We start from the raw sequence: 17,589 nt of genomic DNA on the forward strand, positions 1-17,589 counted from the left end.
CTCAGGCGGCGCCTGCGGCTAGAACGCGCCCACGCTGCAACACCACCTGGCGGTCCAGCCGTGCAGCGATGCGCGGGCTGTGGGTGACCATCAACAGGCTGGTGGGGCTGTCGCGCAAAAGGTCCAGCAACAGTTGCAGCACTTCGTCGCTGGTCGCCTCGTCCAGGTTGCCGGTGGGCTCGTCGGCCAACAACAGGCCCGGCCGTGACGCCAATGCGCGCCCCACCGCCACCCGTTGCTGCTGGCCGCCGGAGAGCTGTTCCGGGTAGCGCCTGAGCAAATCCCCCAGGCCAAGGCGCTCGACCAGCTGCGCCTGCCACTGCGGGTCAAAGCGCCCCGCCAGCCGCGCCTGGAACGCCAGGTTGTCCTCGACCCGCAAGCTGCCGATCAGGTTGAACTGCTGGAACACCAGGCCGATTTCGGTACGTCGCCAATGGGCCAGTTGCGCTTCGCTCAGTTGATCAAGGCGCTGCTCGCCCACCTGGATGCTGCCGCCATCCACCCGGTCGAGCCCGGCCACCAAGTGCAGCAAGGTGCTCTTGCCGCTGCCCGACTCGCCCATCAGCGCCAGGCTGCTGCGCTGGCCCAGCTGCAGATCGACCCCGGCCAACACCGCCAACGGCCCCTGGGGGGTGGCATAGCTTTTGATCACACCTTGCACCTGCAACATGACAACACTCGTTTGATGGGTGGCCATCGAGAATAACGGCTGCCGCCCAAGGCCACGCAAATTTTTCACATGGATTTCACCGGCTGCCTACCCACCTTTCTTTAAATTACCCATCAAGCGTCACTTGTGGGCAACTTGTTAGTTGCCCTGTTTCACAACTTTTTACATGCAAGGTGTTCAGCGAAAAGACAGCCGTCGTGTGACAGCCTCTGGTCCCACTAAGGACACTCGCTAAACCGTTGCGCCTAATTAATACAACACTGCCAACAATGCCCATGGTGAATGAAGTGGTTGACCTTACCCTGACCAAACCGCGCTCGCCCCGGGACTTTTTCAAGCGCCTGCAACGGCTCTGGCTGGGGCTTGCTGTGGTTGGCCTATTGCTGGCGTGCAGCGTGTTCTGGCCAGCGTCGCCGCGGGACCTGGGCATCGGCAATCGCCTGCTCACCTCACAAGTGATGCCGCTGTGGCGCGATGGCGACCTGATCGTACTGGTGCGCCATGAAGAACGTTGCGACCGCTCGACCAATCCGTGCCTGGGCCCGGTGGAAGGCCTGACGGTGCATGGCAGCCAACAGGCCGAAAAGCTCGGCAACGCCTTCAAATCCTTGGGCATGGACACCAGCGACGTACTCGCCAGCCCCGCTATCCGCACGGCGCAGACCCTGCGTTTCATGTTCGACAAAAAGGAGCTTACCTCGGGTGAAAGAACCGTCTGCGGCGCGGCCATGGGCGAGGAATTGCTCAGTCACAAGGCTCCGGGGCGCAATCTGGTGTTCGTTACCCACAGCGGTTGCATCGCCGACTTCGAAAAAACCCAGGGCTTCCCGCATGCCGCGTTCCCCGAATACGGCAGTGCGTTGTTCGTGCAGGCATTGCCCAACGGCAAGTTGAAGATCCTGGGCATCGTCAACAATCCGGATTGGCCTGCCGCGCTAAAACAGACTCACTAACTTACCCTTCGCCCTGTTCAGCAAAAAGACAGCCCTGTTCTGGCATGTTTAGTTGCGCCTTTTAAATAAGGACGTCATGAATATTTTCTGCAATTGCGTGAACGCTGTGACTTTTTCCGCTATTACTTCATTAAATCAACTATCTACCACTGAACGTCAGGGAGCGACGTTTTCATGACTCGATTGAAACCATTGCCAGTGCTGTTGCTGGCCTTTGTTGCGTTTTACCTGTTGCCCCTGGGCCTGCATGGCCTGTGGATCCCCGACGAAACCCGCTACGCCCAGATCAGCCAGGAGATGCTCCAGAGCGGCAACTGGGTGTCCCCGCATTTCATGGGCATCCGCTACTTCGAAAAACCCGCCGGCGGCTACTGGTTGATTGCCCTGGGCCAGGCGGTGTTCGGCCAGAACCTGTTCGGTGTGCGCATCGCCTCGGCGCTGACCACTGGCTTGAGCGTGCTGCTGGCCTACCTGATCGCCCGTCGCCTGTGGAACGACCCACGCAAGAGCTTCACCTGCGCCCTGCTCTACCTGAGCTTCGGCCTGGTAGCCGGGCAGGCGGGGTACTCCAACCTCGATCCGCAATTCACGTTCTGGGTCAACCTGAGCCTGGTGGCCCTGTGGTTTGCCCTCGATAGCGCCACGCTGCGAGGCCGCCTCTGGGCCTGGACCGTCGTGGGCCTGGCCTGCGCCATGGGTTTCATGACCAAGGGCTTTTTGGCCTTGGCACTGCCAGTACTGATTGCAGTGCCTTACATGCTCTGGCAACGCCGCCTGGGTGAGCTGCTGCGCTATGGCCCACTGGCGATGGTGGTCGCAGCGTTGGTCTGCCTGCCTTGGGTGCTGGCGGTCCACCTTCAGGAACCGGACTTCTGGCGCTTCTTTTTCTGGAACGAACACATTCGCCGCTTCAGCGCCGACAACGCGCAGCATGTACGGCCGTGGTGGTTCTTCCTGCCGATCATCGCCGTGTCCAGCCTGCCGTGGGCCGGGCTGCTGCCGTCTGCCCTGCACAAGACCTGGCAGGAAAAACGCCAGCCGGCGATTACCTTCCTGGCGTTGTGGCTGCTGCTGCCCCTGGGCCTGTTCAGCTTGAGCAAAGGCAAGCTGCCGACTTACATCATGCCGTGCCTGCTGCCCCTGGCATTGCTGATGGGCCATACCCTGATCGACCTGGTCAAGCAGGGCAAAGCCCGCACGATCTGCCTCAATGGCCTGTTCAACTTCGTGATCGGCATGGCTGCCATGATCGGCCTGATCTATCTGCAAATCGCCCGGCCGCTGTACAGCAACAGCCACGCAGAAATGTTCAGCTTGTCCCTGGCTTTCATCGTGTTGCTGGCATGGATCCTCGCCAATCTGCTGCAAGTGATTCGCCCATTGACACTGTGGGCGATGCCTGCGCTGGGCATCGGCGTGCTGGTGATCCTGCTGCCGGCGAGCATGCCGTCGTGGATCGCGGACAACGAAATGCCCGACCAGTTTGTGCTTGAACACCTGGAAGAACTGCAACAGACCCAGGCACTGCTGAGCAATGAACTGGGGAGTGCCAGCGCCCTGGCCTGGCGCCTGAAACGACCAGAAGTATCGCTGTATGACACCGAGGGCGAACTGCGCTACGGCTTGCAATACGCGGGCTCGGTGCATCGCAAAGTGGAACTGGATGAGGTCCAGGCTTGGCTAAAGAATGCGCGCCAGCAGGGGTCGGTGGGCGTGTTGCTGCGGGTCAACAGCACCAGTGAAATGCGCGAAGCCGGGCAACTGCCGCCCGGCGGCAAACGTTATTACAAGGGTTATCTCGAACTGATCATCTACCCGAAATTGCCCTGATGACGACATTCTGGAAGACCGAACGCGGCGCCCTGCTGCTGTTGCTGGGCGTCACCGCGCTGCTCCTGCTGAGCGGCCTCGGCGCACGCGACCTGTGGGGCCCGGAAACCCGCTGGGCAAACATCGCCTTGCAGATGCTGCAGAGCGGGAATTACTTCGACCCCTACCTCAAGGGCGCGCCCTATTACGACAAACCCCTGCCCTCCTACTGGCTGATCACCGCCGCCGCCCACCTGATGGGCGGCCTCGGTCCGTGGTCACTGCGCTTGCCCTCGGTGATCGGCGCCTGGCTGAGTGTGTGGCTGGTCTACCTGCTCGGTGAGCAACTGATGCGCAAGGGCACCGGGCTGATCGCCGGCTGGATGCTCGCCACCACCTTCTACTTTCTGTTCTGGGCGCGGGTGGCCACGGCGGATGTGCTGACGGTGTGCGGCGTGCTGGCCGCCGTCTGGTGGTACTGGCGTGGGCCGGAGGACACCCGGCTGGGTCGCTATACAGTGTTCTTCCTGCTGCTGGCCGTGACCTCGCTGTTCAAGGGCTTGATCGGCTTTGTGCTGCCGGGCCTGGTCCTGCTGCCACACCTGCTCGGCGAGCAGCGCTACAAGCGCCATCTCAACCTGCGCCTGGTGTTCGCCCTGCTGATCGCCGCCGCGGTGTATGCCGTGCCGTTCGTGCTGTCGCATATCTACGGTGCGCCCTCCTATGGGCAAAGCGGCCTGGCGCTGGTGTTCCGCGAAAACGTGGTGCGTTTCTTCGATCCGTTCGATCACATGGGGCCGATCTACACCTACCTGATCTACCTGCCCGCCTACACCCTGCCGTGGGTGCCGTGCTGGCTGCTCGGCCTGTGGCTGGCGCTGCGGCACTGGCGCCAGACCCCGCCAAACGTGCGATGGCTGGTGTGGGCCCTGGGCCTGCTGTTTGTGTTCTTCACCGTCAGTGGCAGCCGGCGCAGCTACTACGTGTTGCCGCTGGTGCCCTTCGCCCAGCTGCTCGGCGCCTGGTGGCTCAGCGAACGCCTGCAGGCCAGGCCCGCCAGCCGGCCGCGCTGGAGCAAAGGGTTCGCCATCGCTGCCCTGTTGATGCTGCTGACCATTGGCGTGGCCTATCCATGGAGCAACGGCAATGGCGGCGTCACCCGCTTGGCCGAGGACGTGCGCACTGAAGCCGTCAAAAGCGCGCCGTGGGAGGAGTGGCAACTGGTGCTGGTGGAAGTGGACAACAAGGTGCCGATGTACCTGCAAAACGGTGGCAAGCCGTTCTACTACGTGGCCGAGACCCAGGACTTCCCGCGCCAGGGCGACAGCGCAGCGTTCATGGCCTGGTTGCAGAAAACCAGCGGCAAGGCCTTCGACCCGCAGCGCACGATCATCATCGCGCAGTATTCCAAGGACGACCCGACACCGTTGGCCTACCTGGGCGCGGATCACCAGGTCATCACCACCCAGCCAGACAACGGCGAGCGAATGTTTCAAAAACGCCAGGACGGCAGCGTGGCGTTCGTTCCAGTGTCCAAATAGACGGCGGTCTTACATTTTTTTGCTGACGGCATGGATAAATGCCTCATCCAGGCTTTGGGCGTCGTACGCGTCCATGAAGCCTTGCGCGTCAGTGAACCGGTTGAATCGCCTTTGGCTCAGCATATAAAAATCATCGCAATGCGCGACGATCTCATCGACGTTATGTGATGAAACCAAGACCGCGACACCCTCTGCCGCTGCCCCCTCCAGACAGCGCCAAATGTGATAACGAAATTCCGGATCCACACCCGCGGTGGGCTCATCCAGTATCACCAGGTCTGCATTTGCACAGAGCAACGACAACGTAAAAAACCAGCGTTTCTCTCCATAGCTGCAGAGCGCAGATTTTTTGTTCCAGATCTCGCAGTACCGCTCGGCGATGCCGGGGCTCCATTTTTCGATTTTATCGAGCGCATGTTGTTGGGTAACCCGGGTGTCGGAGCAAAACAGCATGGCCATTTTGAAGATGTCGAACATGCGAAATACAGGGGGTGTGCTGATGACCTGCGACAGGTACAGCAGCTTGGAGAAGGAGCTGTTTATTTCACCACCCTCCACTTTCTTTAGGCCGCACAGCACATCAAAAAAAGTGGTTTTACCGGAGCCGTTTGGGCCGAGAAGGCCTGATATGCAACCGGCCTCAACTGTCAGCGAAGCCTGATGAAACACGGTATGAGTTCCATACCTGACACCGAGAGAGTCTACGAGAAGCCTCGCCATCAATATCGACTCCAAACAGGATTAATCAACAAAAAACGACATAGCACTAAAAACAACAACAGAAGGGAAAGGGTAACCACCCAGACAAGCAACGCGCACTCCACCACGCCGCCCAACATTATTTTATTCGCCCACCACAGGGGGTTGAAAAAATTGACAACCGTTAATAACGGACTGACTGAACCCATACTGACGATCCCAACAGCCAACATCAAAAGGGACAGAATAGAAAAGAGCGTACTCGCATTTTGAAAACCTAACGGGACCAGCGTCAGCAATAACGCGGGAATAGAGAAAAGCAGAAAGCAAACATAAAATCGCCCTACAATCATGAGGTACTCCGCACTATCAAGCCCCCCTGAATACATTCGCGTGAGCATATAAAATACGGAGCAATATACTATTGAAACAACTGAGTAAGCCAAAAACTGCCCAAACAAAAACACAACCTTCGTACGGCCCGTGTAAACAAAAGATCGAAGGAAGCCACTTTCCCTTCGCCCGACGATGTAAAAGGCCAGACCAAACAACGCCACATTGGAGGACACAAATGCGTAAAACCATGAAGTCCCCGAAAGATAATCCACAGCCTCACCACTCAGCGGCGCACGCGCATAGGTAATCAAGTAATAGGTCACCACGGGAGACACGACTGTCCACAATAATGCAACCGGCTCTCTGAGTTGCTCTTTTATGAATAACGCCGCTAGCACAGCCGGCCTCGACACACAATAAAAGTCCATGATTGACCTCACGGAAACGGGACCATCACGCCTAGCCTAGTGCTGAGTATCGACGACTCAAACTCCTTGGAGTACTTATTTATCAAATTGAAATTCTGCGAATTATTCATATGAAGAAACAAATCAGGAGAGACAAACTTAACAAAGACGCCTGCCACTCCATTAATTTCTTCTAATCTGGAATAAAAATAGCCAGCGATATCTAACTGCTTCAGCACAAGCAAAAATTCAGGCAATGTAAAATCTTGTATAGATCCCACACCTCCACACTCGAGCACATTGACGGTTTCCAGATAGGTCTCATAAGCATTGCAACTTAAAAAGTAACGTATATATGAGTCCTCAAGCTTTTCCTCGTCAGAGTTAGTTGCCTTGAACACATTCATAAAACGAAAAGTTTGCCAGAGTTCTAGCAAGGACTTTTCTAAAGCGAGCGTCATATTCGAAGAATAGGCCATACCAGCACAATAATTCACATGACGATCATTTCTTTCCTGTCCATACACAACCAATATGCAACACCCTGGAAATCTGGAATCCGATATATCTAAAAAAGTAATATCCCCGGACATAGATAGAAGACCATATAAGTGCCTGACTTCCCGACTCGCCAACAATTTCCTCGCTTCTGTAGCCGGGATCAGTGAACGACACATTTTCGTTAACCAGAACCTGATAAGAAACTGACGTTCAAGGTATTCTTTTATGGCCCCTAGAAAGGCAGTATTTGGGCACCAGTGAAAACTGCACCCACAGGTATCCCGCAAAGGGTAGAACACGTTATCATCACCGACGCTATGGGACGAGAGCGAAATACAGACAGTAGGAATAAAACACGTAGAGAAGTCAGAGGCTCTGGCCACTTGACTTAAAGCAAATCTGTGCGCGCTAACCTCTGCTAGAGTGGTTTTCTTATTCGCAGTCTGAATGAATGCTTCCGCAAAACCCAGAGACTCGCTTCCTGATAGAGATTCACTAAGGCAACCGCGTTCTTTTGCCAAAACTTCCCTATAGAAATGCCGGCGCTCGAAATACTCACCTGTAGCAGTTTTTATCGAATTCGAGCCTCCTCCGACACCAGATCCATTAACAGAAAGGAAATCCGATATTTCTACGGAGCTTGGCAGACCGAGTATGCCCGCAGGCTGAAAAAGGATTATCCCGGGCAAATCCGGATTATGCATACCATTAATAAGCTTCATGCTGCTTACCTACAAAATGAACGCACATCGGAAAAAACAGAGCAGGGTTAATTCCCAAAACCTTGCACAGCATAAGGTCCGTATAAGCCGACCATAGCCGACATGACAGCCCCAAGAGCTTTGCTTGCAGTTCGACAAGCATGTAAATTGAGCCAACCTCCATCAAGGCCATTCGATACGCACGATACCGATACTTGAAGAGATTTTTGGGCATATAGACCGCGTAAACTATTGCCAGACTGGGCGTTCCAATTTTATTAGAAGAGAACAGCAATGCCGCTTTGAGTTCATCTACGGCAATTTGAATTTGCATCACCTCAAATTTTCGGGACTTCGGAAGCAAATGGAGTACTTTTCCAGGACAGGGCCAAGTAGGATCATCCTCAATCATCGAACAGAGAAAAACCTCAGCCGGATACAGTGCACCACCGCTCGGATATCCTCTTTTACAAGAGTCCAAATCCCGTGACAGTAATGGGAACATCAATTTCTCTACATCTGAAAACTCTAACAAGAGAGATGCAAAATCCTCACACGACTCATTCCTGTATAATGCTCCCTCTCTATCGTCCTGGGATATATTGATCGCCAGCGACAGGTCCATATCGGGATAAAGCGCCAATTCATTACCCGTTAGTTGCTCCAAACTTTTCTCATCCAACCGATGGAGAACTGTACGGCCTTTAGTAGCGCCATGAAATGTAAAATTACCCTTATTATGAAATTCAAGCACCTCATCGTAAACTGACGACTCTATAAACCTAAGATAATAATCATGCGGTATATTTTTCATTTACCCGCCCTCAAACAATCACACATATACCAATGCGAGTTAGACTCTTCTGACATCTGACCATCTATCAGCTGAATATATGAACCATGCAAAACGTCATCCTGATATTTATGCATATCATTATACTCGGTGAAAAACTTAACTTTTTTGATAACCGCACCAACAACAATCATTTCCTGATAAAGACTGAGCGTCTTAGCGGGCACACCTATATGTTCATTCTTACAAAATGCCAAAACACTCGCCCAGTTATTCTTTGCAGCCGTCACTGACTGGTTATGAAGAAGCCTGTCGACGCTACAAAAATGACACGGGTTCCCTATCTCTGCGATATGAGGCTGACCAACGCAAAAAATGCTACCCATTTGCAAACAAACACTAATGGCGCTTTTAGGGGACGCGCGCGCAAGATCAAAATATAAATTTTTAACGCGATCATAATCATACGTATAGCACAACAGCACAATAAAACACCTAAGATTCCGGACTGACTCGACCAGCTCACCTGAAAACGACTTAAACTCCAAACACGTGGAAAGCTCACATCTGAATAGGCGTTCAATATCAACCTGACCTGCCCACTCATGAACAACTATCGTTTTTTCAAAAAATATTTCCTCAGCTAGCCGCAGGGGAACTACTCTTTCTAAAAATTCAAAAGCACCACTTTGACTCAAACCATTTTCCGCCAAGACCTCTTCCAGCTCTACTTTCGTCATTAACTTCGACAGCTTTATTTGTCGAAGAGCTTTCAGTAACGACTGAGAATGAATTTTCGAAATCCCAACATCGGAGATCAGCAGACTCTCCGTTTCGAAGTTCAATATTTCATAATTTGGTATGATTATATTCATTGTACGATCCCCTGTAGAGGTTTTCTGACAAACCAGAAAACCTCATTAGGTGAGTGAATACTGAATTTACTCATCCGTTGATGCAGGCTCCATTATCGAGTTATGGCAGCCCCCGCTTCCCCCATTACACCCGCCGCCCCCACCACACCCTCCGCTACCACCGCACCCACCTTGACTTCCTGACGCTCCGGCATTACCTGCGTACGGGTTGAACCCTTCTTCACTTTCGAAACTAAAAACAACTTCTCCAAACTCTTCGCTGTTCATTTCGGGCCTCCAGTTTCAGCCTTATACATATATTGACTCAGGTTGCTCACCATCATGCAACAAAACCAAATCTAGTCCAACTGGAGAATATCGCAACAACAATAAAATCTTCATGTAGGAAACATAACTACCAACTTTAGGAAATTTCACTCACACAATTCAGAAGATCAACAATTGCCCAAAACATCAAAGCCATCACTCATCGCGCCTCAAAAAATCAATCCATGCGAATTTAATAACTTAAAAATTATCGGACTAATAGAATCAACTTATATCCACGCAGGTGTCTTTTGCAAAACAGAACTTAGTCCTACAGACGCGAACAAAAAAAACCGACAAACGGCACTGGTTAGTTCTTAATGTTTGTCATCCGCGCTACGCTAATACCGGCTTCGCTCATCTGTGTAATGACTACATCGCCGAGGATGTGTGAACAGACGGCCAAACTCGCGTAGTGCTTTCAGCACACCCGCAGGTGGTGTGTATGGTGCAGAGTACCTCCTTGGTTTTTTCTGCCTCGCGAATGAATGCGATGCGCCCTTCGGGCTCTTCGCAGTGGGCATCGCTCGCTGCGCCATAAGCCCGCAATCAAGTATCCGGATTGATCCGGCTTTTGCGCTGCGCACTCGCCAAGTTCCGGCTGTTAAGGTCGCTGTTCCGTCTGCCCGCTTGCAGGACGATGGCGCGGTTGGTCACCCGTTGCAGGTCGGATAAGCGCTGAGAAATGCAAAGGATGACTACGCAGCGGGCGTGTTGGCAGTGTGTGTGGTGAGCGTATAGGTAGCCTTGGACTGCGTGGCGCAAGCGGCAATAGCCAGAAAACGAGTCGAACAAATAGTCATGCGCCGCAGGGAAGAACAATCATCTTAATCACCTGCAAGATAGTTAGGCTCATCAAAACCAACAGCTCCATATAACCTCCCGACACATGGATACTCGCTTTTTATACCTGTCAACATTCACAGTTTACACACGCCTGAAACTTGAAATAATTGGAGCACACCCACGCAAAGGAAGCTCTCATCATGTCTCAGGCACACTTGAAAGACCTCATTCATCACAACGATCCCGGCAAAAGCACAGCAACTGGAACATTCAACGTAACACTGCATGATGCTCAATTCCCACTACCACGACAAAAACGATTGGACTTCGAGAAACATCTCGGCGACGATCCTTCCGAAGCCAGATGGATTGGCAGGAGAGTAGGTGAGCAGGCTGACGCCAACTATCAAGCCGTTGTATTGGCCATTTCAGATTCGGTCCCCGATGGCACTCATCAAGTTACATACTTTGGAGCCGTAGCGGTGATTTACGCTCTTGTTATAAACGATGTCATCGTCAGTTATTATGCAACGGAAGGAGAACTCACCCTCACCTCTAATCGCACACCTGGACAGGAGCATATTTCTGGCACTTTCTCCAATTGCCGAATGGTTCAGGATGGGGCGCCGCATAATGAGTTCCGGATGTCGGGCAATTATGACCTGGAGGGAGTTCACAACATTCCTTGAAAAAAGGGGGGCGGTGCCAATTGCAGCCGCCCCCCCCCTCACTTCAAATCCGCCGCCGCCGCCCCAACTGCGGAATAGCCGCCTGAGGCACCTCCACCCGCTGAACCTGCGTCAACACACACCCCGCCAGTTGCGCCACCGTCGGATGACTGAACAACGCCCGCGCATCCACCTCCACCCCCGCCTTGCGCATCCGCGCCACCAGGTTCACCGCCAACAACGAATGCCCGCCCAGCTCAAAGAAATGATCATGCCGCCCCACCCGCTCCAACTTCAGCAACTCAGCCCAGATCCCGGCCATCAACACCTCCACCGCCCCGACCGGCGCCGCATAGGCCCGGCTAACCACCGCCCCCAACCCCGGCTCCGGCAACGCCTTGCGGTCAAGTTTGCCCGCCGGATTGAGCGGCAACGCGTCAAGCTGCACAAACGCCGCCGGCACCATGAACTCCGGCAACTGTTCCAGCACATGGGCGCGCAACGCATCCAGGCTCGGCGCCTCGCCACGCACGGTGAAATACGCCACCAGGCGTTCATCGCGAATCAACACCGCCACTTCACGCAACGCCGGATGCACCAGCAGCCGTGACTCGATCTCCCCCAGTTCCAGGCGCACACCGCGCAGTTTGACCTGGAAGTCGTTACGCCCGAGGAACTCCAGATTGCCGTCAGGCAGGTAGCGCACCAGGTCGCCAGTGCGATACAGCCGATCACCGGCCACGAACGGGCTGTCGATAAAGCGCTCGGCGGTCATCTGCTGCAGCCCCAGGTAACCCCGGGCCACACCGACCCCACCGATATGCAATTGACCGCTCACGCCCATCGGCACCGGCGCATCGTGTTCATCCAGCACATACAGGCGCGTGTTGTTGATCGCCCGCCCAATCGGCAACTGCAATGCCGGCACCGGCGCGCCGGGTTCCAGGGTCCAGGCGCTGCTGTCCACCGTGGCTTCAGTGGGACCGTAGACGTTATGCAGGCGCACCTTGGGCAAGCGCGCCTGCACGCCATGGGCCAGGGCTTCGGTGAGCTCGCCACCGCCGCACAGCACATCAGTGAGGCTGGTACACAACGCCGATTCTTCCAGCTCAAGGAACTGCTGCAACATCGCCGGCACGAACTTGATCACCGTGATCTGCTGCTCACGAATCACCTGCGCCAGGTAGGCCGGTTCGCGATGGCCGTCGGGCCGTGCCAGCACCAGGCGCATGCCGTTGGTGAGCGGCCAGAACAGCTCCCACACCGAACCGTCGAAGCTGAACGGCGCCCGCTGCAACAGCGCGCCGCCTTCGGCATTGGGGCACAGCTGCGAGCCCCAGTGCATCAGGTTGCCGAGGCCACGGTGTTCGATCATCACGCCCTTGGGTGTGCCGGTGGAGCCCGAGGTGTACATCACGTAGGCCAGGTTGGCCACGCTCAGCCCCGGCACCAACGGGTTGCCGACAGGTGCCTGGCTCCAGGCGCAGTGGTCGAAGTCGATCACCGGGATCGACACGTCACCCGGCACGTCACGGGTGGCGGCATGTACCAGCAGCGCCACCGGCTGGCTGTCGTGGAGCATGTAGGCCAGGCGCTCGCGCGGGTAGCCCGGATCCAGCGGCACATAGGCACCGCCGGCCTTGAGGATGGCCAGCAGGCCCACCACCAGTTCCAAGCCGCGCTCGACGCACAGCGCGACGCGGGCGTCCGGTTGCACACCGCGCTCACGCAGGTGGAAGGCCAATTGGTTGGCGCGTTCGTTGAGTTCGCGGTAGGTCAGTTGCAACTCGCCGGCCTGCACCGCGATGGCATGGGGGATATGCCGTGCGTGGGCTTCGAACAGCGCCTGCACCGTGAAAGTGTCGGGGTAGTCGGTGTCGGTAGCGTTGAAGTCCACCAGCAGGGTTTTCAGCTCGTCGGCGGGCAGTACCTGGACGTCGCGCAAAGGTGTCTGTGGCGCCTGGTCCAGCATGTCCGCCAGGTTGACCAGGGTGGTTTCGAGGTAGTCCAGCAGGCGCTCGGCGCCGACCTTGTGTGGCGCCTTGGCCTTGATGCGCAAGCCTGCAGCCGTGTCGTCCACGGTCAGCATCAGCGGGTAGCTGAGGATGTCCTCGCTGCTGAGCAAGGCAATGCCCGGCACCAGGGTCAGGTCACGCTCGGCGTCGGTGTGCCGGTAGTTGAGCAGGCTGTTGAACAACGGTGACGCGCCGCTGCAACGCTGGGCCAGCGCAAGGGAGGCTTGTTCATGGGCAAGCAAGGCGCTGAGTCGGACGTGGGTGTGCGTGAGCGCATCGGCCACGGTTCGCCCGGCCAGGCGCACCCGCAGCGGCAGGGTGTTGATGAACATGCCCAGGGCGCGGTCGGCGCCCTCGCCCGCCTGCAAACGGCCGAGCAGCACGGTGCCGAAGACCACGTCATCACGGCCGGCGACACGGCTGAGCACCTGGGCCCAGGCCAGGTGGAACAGGCTGGCGGTGCTCACGCCCACGCCACGCGCCTGGGCACGCAAACGCTGATTGAGGCTGTCACTCAAGCCACGTTCGGCTTGTTCGGTGTGCGCCCGATCCGCCTGGCGCTCCTGTAGACCGAAGGCCAGGGTCGGCTCGTCGACATCCCCCAACTGCTCGCGAAAGAACGCCTCGTGCGCCGCTTGACGTGCCGGCGAACGGGCTTGCACCACCACATTGCGATACGGCACCGGCACCGGCAACTGCGCCTGCTGGCCGAGCAAGTGGGCGCGGATTTCCTGCATCAGGAGCGTGGTCGAGGTGGCGTCATTGACCAGGTGATGGAAACGCAGCCGCGCCACCCAACGCGAGTGCTGCGGCTCTTCGGCATAGTCCAGGGCCATCAGCGGCGCCTGGCGCAAATCCAGCGGCGCAGGGTCTTCGCGCAGCGGCTCAACGCGTAATTGCGCCTGACGCCACACCACCTGCATCGGTTGCTCCAGGGCCTCCCACACCAGGCTGGTACGCAGGATGTCATGGCGGTTGATCACCTGTTGCAGGGCCTGGGCAAACGCGTCCAACTGCTCGCGCTGCGCAAAGCTGAACAGCGCCTGCTGCTGATACGGATCGCGCTCATCAGTGATGTGGTGGTAGAGCAAGCCTTCCTGCAACGGCGCCAGCGGGTAGATGTCCTGCACATTGGCCGCGCCGCCGGGGATGCGCGCGACGATAGGCGCCAGGCTGTCGGGGTCGAGTTCGGCCAGGTCCGGCGCGTCCACGTCGCTGAGTTCACTCGCCGCCGCCAGGGCCGCCAGAGTCGGCTGGCCGAACAGCACCTGCACATCGGCGCGCAAGCCGACCTGGCGCATGCGTTGCACCAATTGCACGGCCAGCAACGAATGCCCGCCCAGTTCGAAGAAGTGGTCGTGGCGCCCGACCTGCTGCACCTGCAACAGCTCGGCCCAGATCTGTGCGAGTACGCTTTCCGCGCCGGCGTGCGGTGCTTCGTACAGGCGGGTGACGAATGCGTCTTGGGTCGGTGCGGGCAACGCCTTGCGATCCAGCTTGCCGTTGGCGGTCAGGGGCAACACGTCCAACTGCACGTAGGCGGCCGGCAGCATGTAGTCGGGCAGCGACGCTTGCAGGTGGGCGCGCAGGGCTTCGATCGGCACCGCTTCACGCGGGACGAACCAGGCCAGCAACTGCCCTTCGCGGGCCTGTACCACGGCGTCCTGAATATGCGGGTGCGTGGCCAGGGCCGATTCGATTTCACCCAGTTCAATGCGCACGCCGCGGATTTTCACCTGGTCGTCATTGCGCCCCAGGTATTCAAGGTTGCCGTCCGGCAGCCAGCGCACCAGGTCGCCGGTGCGGTACATGCGCCCCTGGGTAAAGGGGTCGTCGAGGAAACGCTCGGCACTGAGGTCGGGACGCTTGAGATACCCGCGCGCGATGCCCTTGCCGCCCACGTACAACTCCCCTGCCACGCCGATGGGCAGCGGCCGTTGCTGCGCGTCCAGCACGTACACCGTGGCATTGGCGACAGGCGCGCCGATATGCAATGGCCGGCCGACAGCCATGGGGCCAGAGGTGGCGACCACCGTGGCTTCGGTAGGGCCGTAGTTGTTGATCACGGCGAAGGACTGCGCCTGGGTGAACGCGCGCAGACGGTCGCCGCCGATCAGCAGGGTGCGCAGTGTCGGGTGGTGCAGGCCCTGGCTGAAGGCGTACTCCGCCACGGGCGTCGGCAGGAAGCACACGTCCAGCGGCTGCGCCTGCCACCAACCGAGCAGCGCGTCGATGTCTTCGGCGCCGTCATGGGCCGGCGGCAGGTGCAGCGTGGCGCCCACGCACAACGCCGGCCAGACCTCCCAGGCCATCGCGTCAAAACCGAAACCGGCGACGCTGGCGGTATGGCTGCCGGCATGCAGGTCGAAGGCCCGGCAGTGCCAGTCCACCAGGTTCGAGACGCTGTGGTGCTCGACCATCACGCCCTTGGGCAAACCGGTGGAGCCGGAGGTGTAGATCACGTAGGCAAGGTGCGAGGGGCTGATCGCTACGCGGGGGTTGGTGCCCAGGTGGAAGGTCGGGCGGTCGAGTTGGATCACCGGCACCGTCAACGGGGGCAACCGATGCAGCAAATCGTGCTGGGTCAGCACCACTACCGGGTCGCTGTCCTGCAGCAGGTAATTCAGGCGCTCGGCGGGATGGGCCGGGTCTACCGGCACGTAGCAGGCGCCGGATTTGAGGATCGCCAGCAACCCCACCAGCGTGTCCAGCCCGCGCCGCGCCAGGATCACCACGCGGTCGTCCGGCCGCACGCCGCGCTCCAGCAGTTGATGGGCCAGCGCGTTGGCCTGCTGGTTGAGTTGGGCGTAGCTCAGGTGCCGCCCCTGATACACCGCCGCGATGGCGTCCGGCGCACGCGCAGCCTGGGCTTCAATGCGCGCGTGCAGGGTTTGTGGCTGGGTAACGGGCTCGGCAGTGGCGTTCCATTGCTGCAACCGGGCCTGCTCGGCAGGTGTCACCAGCGAAAAATCGCGGATCGTCAGCGCGGTGTCTTCCAGCCCCTGTTCCAGCAACCAGGTCAAGCGTTGCGCCAGGGCCGCCACTTCATCGTGCTGGAAGTACGCTTCGTTGTAGACGCAATGCAGGCACGCAGTGTCCTGGTAGCGATTGCTGCGCAGGTGCAGGGCCAGCGGCAGCGGCTCATGGTGGTTGGACACCTTGACCGCACGGCCTGCGGTCGTGCCGTAGCGCAGTTCATGATCGTCCTGCTCGAAGGACACCGACAGGTCGAACAGCTGGCCGCGATCGCTGCGACGCAGGCGCAACTCGCGGTTCATCTCGCTCAGGGGGAAACGCTGATGGCGGAAATCCTGCTTGAGCTGGTCGCGCACCCCACGCACCACCGCGCTGAACGGCGACTGCTCATCAAACTGCAAGCGCACGGCGCTGACCTGGGTGAACAGCCCGACGGTGGAGCGGAACCGCGCATTGGAACGGTTGAGAATCGGCAACCCCACTACCCACTCCTGGCGTTGAGCGGTACGGGTGAAATACACATACAGCGCCGCCAACAGCACATGAAACGCCGACGCCTGGTAACGGTTGGCCACCTGCTCCATGCGGTTGAGCAGTGCCACCGGAAACGCCTGCGCCAGGGTATTGCTCGTGGCCTTGGCCGTGTGCCGCGGGGTCAGCAGCGGCTCGGGAATCAGCCGGTACTTGTCCAGCCAATAGGCGCGGTCGCGGGCATAACGGGCGGACGCGTGGTAGTGCTGGTCTGCGTCGATAAAGTCGATGTAAGACGGCGCCGGCGACTCCGCTTGCCGGCCTTGCGCCAGGGCGGTGTACAGCTGCGCGAGGGATTGCAGCATCTGGCCGAAGCCCCAGCCGTCGAGGATCAGGTGGTGGGCCTGGGTGCCGAGGCGATAGTGGTTGTCGTCGAGCTTGACCAGGAAAAAGCGGAACAGCGGCGCGCCCTGCATCGCATAAGGCCGGGCCATTTGCGCCTGCATCAGGGCGTGGCTCGCGGCCTGCGGGTCGCAACCCTTAGAAACGTCATGCAGCGCCAGGTCCACAGCCAACGTGGCAGCAAAGGTTTGGCGAGGCAGGCCGTCGGCGTCGCTGTGCAGTTGCGTGCGCAACGCGTCGTGCCTGGCGACCAGACGTTCAACAGCGCGCTGCATCAGGCCGGGGTCAATGGCGCCGGCAAAATCCACATAACCACCAATGTTGTACAGCGGCGAATCGCCTGCACGCAGTTGGTCGAGCCAGATGTCCTGCTGGGCGGCGGTGAGGGGGAAGCTGGGTGAATGCTTCATAAGATCCTTCTCATGGAGGTCAGGCACTGGCCGCGCAGGGGTGCCCATTACGACGAATGGGCCGGATTGGAGCATGGGGGCCAGGGGCTGTCTGTCACCCTAAACCCGGACATCCGAAGGGATAGACCAGGCTTGGCTGATGGTTCATTGCTGAAACGATTAAAGAGTTGTAGGACATTGGCTATATTTGGCCGATGCCGGTTTGAATTGAACATTTCAAAAAATATATTTTTATCTTATTTATCATATGGTTAATTAACTCTAAAAAAT

General features: G+C 57.7%; 11 protein-coding genes. 4 read left to right on the forward strand and 7 right to left on the reverse strand.

All coding sequences use genetic code 11. The features are described from left to right. Window position 1: 1 nt before the first annotated feature. Window positions 2–670: an ABC transporter ATP-binding protein gene (locus BLR69_RS10410; protein ID WP_071495902.1), complete on the reverse strand. Its 669-nt coding sequence runs from the start codon at window positions 668–670 to the stop codon at window positions 2–4. 275 nt (window positions 671–945) lie between these two features. On the opposite strand from BLR69_RS10410, the gene pmrG reads away from it, so the two are divergent. From pmrG to BLR69_RS10425, 3 genes are all read left to right on the forward strand, one after another. Continuing rightward, window positions 946–1,623, forward strand: a complete 678-nt coding sequence (gene pmrG / locus BLR69_RS10415; RefSeq protein WP_071495903.1) for a lipopolysaccharide core heptose(II)-phosphate phosphatase PmrG — start codon at window positions 946–948, stop codon at window positions 1,621–1,623. A gap of 174 nt (window positions 1,624–1,797) precedes the next feature. Further along, window positions 1,798–3,453 carry a lipid IV(A) 4-amino-4-deoxy-L-arabinosyltransferase gene (gene arnT, locus BLR69_RS10420; RefSeq protein ID WP_071495904.1) on the forward strand — a complete coding sequence of 552 codons (1,656 nt, stop codon included), beginning with the start codon at window positions 1,798–1,800 and terminating at the stop codon, window positions 3,451–3,453. After that, entirely contained in the window at window positions 3,453–4,973 is a 1,521-nt protein-coding gene (locus tag BLR69_RS10425; RefSeq protein WP_071495905.1) for an ArnT family glycosyltransferase, read from the forward strand. The genes arnT and BLR69_RS10425 overlap by 1 nt, the downstream gene beginning before the upstream one ends. A gap of 9 nt (window positions 4,974–4,982) precedes the next feature. On the opposite strand, the gene BLR69_RS10430 is transcribed toward BLR69_RS10425, so the two are convergent. From BLR69_RS10430 to BLR69_RS10450, 5 genes are read right to left on the reverse strand one after another with little or no spacing between them, the layout of a single operon-like run. Further along, complete coding sequence (locus BLR69_RS10430) at window positions 4,983–5,693, reverse strand: AAA family ATPase (RefSeq protein WP_071495906.1); 711 nt, start codon at window positions 5,691–5,693, stop codon at window positions 4,983–4,985. After that, window positions 5,693–6,436: an ABC transporter permease gene (locus BLR69_RS10435; protein ID WP_071495907.1), complete on the reverse strand. Its 744-nt coding sequence runs from the start codon at window positions 6,434–6,436 to the stop codon at window positions 5,693–5,695. Before BLR69_RS10435 ends, BLR69_RS10430 begins: the two co-directional genes overlap by 1 nt. 8 nt (window positions 6,437–6,444) lie before the next feature. After that, the gene (locus BLR69_RS10440; RefSeq protein ID WP_071495908.1) at window positions 6,445–7,638 is read right to left on the reverse strand and encodes a YcaO-like family protein; all 1,194 of its coding nucleotides are present in this window, start codon (window positions 7,636–7,638) and stop codon (window positions 6,445–6,447) included. After that, window positions 7,625–8,431: a SagB/ThcOx family dehydrogenase gene (locus tag BLR69_RS10445; protein WP_071495909.1), complete on the reverse strand. Its 807-nt coding sequence runs from the start codon at window positions 8,429–8,431 to the stop codon at window positions 7,625–7,627. Before BLR69_RS10445 ends, BLR69_RS10440 begins: the two co-directional genes overlap by 14 nt. Further along, window positions 8,428–9,285: an McbB family protein gene (locus tag BLR69_RS10450; protein ID WP_071495910.1), complete on the reverse strand. Its 858-nt coding sequence runs from the start codon at window positions 9,283–9,285 to the stop codon at window positions 8,428–8,430. Before BLR69_RS10450 ends, BLR69_RS10445 begins: the two co-directional genes overlap by 4 nt. A 1,292-nt stretch (window positions 9,286–10,577) precedes the next feature. Between BLR69_RS10450 and BLR69_RS10460 the strand changes: the two genes are divergently transcribed. Beyond that, complete coding sequence (locus BLR69_RS10460) at window positions 10,578–11,066, forward strand: hypothetical protein (RefSeq protein WP_071495911.1); 489 nt, start codon at window positions 10,578–10,580, stop codon at window positions 11,064–11,066. Between the two features lie 43 nt (window positions 11,067–11,109). Here BLR69_RS10460 and BLR69_RS10465 read toward each other — a convergent pair whose 3' ends face one another. Further along, the gene (locus BLR69_RS10465) at window positions 11,110–17,319 is read right to left on the reverse strand and encodes a non-ribosomal peptide synthetase (RefSeq protein ID WP_071495912.1); all 6,210 of its coding nucleotides are present in this window, start codon (window positions 17,317–17,319) and stop codon (window positions 11,110–11,112) included. Between the last annotated feature and the right edge of the window lie 270 nt (window positions 17,320–17,589).

Source organism: Pseudomonas azotoformans (assembly GCF_900103345.1).
In the GTDB taxonomy this organism is placed as follows: Bacteria; Pseudomonadota; Gammaproteobacteria; order Pseudomonadales; family Pseudomonadaceae; genus Aquipseudomonas; species Aquipseudomonas azotoformans.